The sequence below is a fragment of the Terrisporobacter muris genome, from assembly GCF_024621905.1.
Taxonomy (GTDB): Bacteria; Bacillota; Clostridia; order Peptostreptococcales; family Peptostreptococcaceae; genus Terrisporobacter; species Terrisporobacter muris.
In genome coordinates this window covers 1-2,290 of sequence record NZ_JANKBY010000456.1, presented here as the reverse complement: position 1 = coordinate 2,290, position 2,290 = coordinate 1, and the positions used below count along the sequence as shown (strand labels likewise).

Here is a 2,290-nt window from a genome sequence, read left to right as displayed (position 1 = left end):
GATATGTATTTTTTTGGGAGCAGGAGCTTCTGCAGCAGAAAACTTACCTATACAAAATGAATTGTTCTCTAATTATTTTAAATATAGTTTACCTTTACACCCAGATAGTCAGATGAATATAAAGCTTAGAGAATTTTTCAAAGAAATATTTAATATTGATGTAGTTCTTGATGATATAGATAATATTAATTTCCCCACATTTGAAGAAGTACTTGGTATTTTAGATATGGCAGAACAAAGACGGGAATCATTTAAAAATTTTGGAACAGATACTTATAATAATAAAAATGGGTCAATTAATCTTTTGCGACAATATTTAGTATTATTAACTGCCAATTCAATTAATAATGCTTCAAAAGAAAGTCATAAGTATCATGAATTATTATTGAATAATTTATTAAAGAAAAATCAATTGTTAAACACAACTTTTATTAGTGCAAATTATGATATTCATATAGATAATACAATTTCAAAACTATACGATAAAAACAATCTACCCGTAATGTTAGATTATGGAGTGGACTTTGCTAATTTTAATTTTAAAAGTAGTTCTTGGAAAAGACCCACTGGAAAAACAATAAAACTATATAAAATACATGGTTCTCTAAACTGGTTATATTGTCCCATATGTTCAAGTTTAACGCTTACTCCATATGAAGGAGGCGTTATGAGGATTTTAAATAATCAAGATGAGGCTACTTGTTTAAATTGTAATGAGCATACAATTCCCATAATAGTACCTCCTACATACTTTAAAGATATGTCTAATGTTTATCTAAGTAGTGTATGGAACAAAGCAGAAGCTTCATTAAGAAAAGCAGATGTTATTATTTTTTGTGGATACTCATTTCCAGAAGCTGACATACATATCAAGTATATGCTTAAAAGAGTTCAAACAAGTAGAAATAATAATCCATTAAAAATAATTGTATTCAATAACCATAAAAATAAATCAAATTCAGTTTTAAAAAAGGAAGAAATGAGATATAAAAGATTTTTAGGAGAAGATATTATTTTTACGAAAGCTTCTTTTCAGGATTTTGCAACAGATCCTTATAAGTATATAAGTCTTTTAGAAAATAATAATTGATTTTAAAGATATATAATTAAAAATTATTTTAGGGGGATAAAAATGCTTGGAGTAATAGTAAATAGTTTTGCAATAATTTGTGGAGGTCTGTTAGGATTAATAGTTAATAAAGGAATACCTAAGCGATTAGATAAATCCATTATGGATGGACTAGCACTTGTAGTTATTTATATGGGCATATCTGGAGCACTTAAAGGAGACAATCCCTTGTATGTAATAATTTCCATGGTGATTGGTATTATAATAGGTGAATTGATTGATATTGATAAATTATTAAATAAATTTGGTTTATATTTAGATGATAAAATATCAAATAAAAATACAGATACATCAGATGAACTAAATAAAGAAAATAAAATATCAAAAGGATTTGTATTTTCCAGCTTATTATATTGTGTAGGTGCTATGGCAGTAGTTGGATCTATACAAAGTGGACTATCAAATGATTATTCTGTATTATTTGCTAAATCAGTATTAGATGGTGTATCATCCATATTTTTTGCAGCATCAATGGGAGTAGGAGTTTTGTTATCAAGTATAGTTGTATTTTTATATGAAGGAATAATAACTCTAGGAGCTTTTGGACTATCTAGTATACTAAGTACAAATGTTATAACATATATGACATGTGTAGGCAGTTTGTTAATTATGGCCATGGGATTGAACATGTTAAAAATATGTGATATAAAGGTTGCAAATATGCTACCATCCATGTTTATTCCTATAATTTTGGGAATTTTCAACATTATTTAGAAGAAGTTTTAGACAAATTATTTATTTGGAAGGAATATAACTCTTAAAATCAAATATTTAGTAATAAAATGAATTAATATTTGATTTTTAGGAGGAGGAACTAAATGATAACTTTTGATATAAACGGTGCAATCATAAAATTTGATGACAAAAGAGATAAGTATAATACTATAAGGAGAAATTTTAAAAATTATGGAGATGAATCTTGTAAACGATTTATGGATTATTGTTTAGATAGTATTACAAATACTAGACATATCAGTGAAAAGCATTTAGAATATGGCCAAAACTTAATTAATGAAGTAATAAGAAAAGGTGTGGAAACTCTTGTAGGATATAATATCATAACAATAGATTTTAATTTATTTAAAGAAATTTATTGTAATAAATATTTAGATTTTGAAAGACTTTTCCATAATGTAACTAGAGATTTATCTAATTCTAGAA

The 2,290-nt window shown here is 25.9% G+C and carries 2 protein-coding genes and 1 pseudogene; all 3 read left to right on the top strand.

The genetic code is table 11. The features are described 5' to 3' along the window. Window position 1: 1 nt before the first annotated feature. On the top strand, window positions 2-1,090 hold the full coding sequence (locus NSA58_RS19135; protein ID WP_257560860.1) for an SIR2 family protein: 1,089 nt from the start codon (window positions 2-4) through the stop codon (window positions 1,088-1,090). A gap of 42 nt (window positions 1,091-1,132) precedes the next feature. Continuing rightward, the gene (locus tag NSA58_RS19130; RefSeq protein WP_074079580.1) at window positions 1,133-1,843 is read left to right on the top strand and encodes a DUF554 domain-containing protein; all 711 of its coding nucleotides are present in this window, start codon (window positions 1,133-1,135) and stop codon (window positions 1,841-1,843) included. A gap of 104 nt (window positions 1,844-1,947) precedes the next feature. Further along, a pseudogene (locus NSA58_RS19125) lies at window positions 1,948-2,290 on the top strand (kinase); the annotation flags it as partial.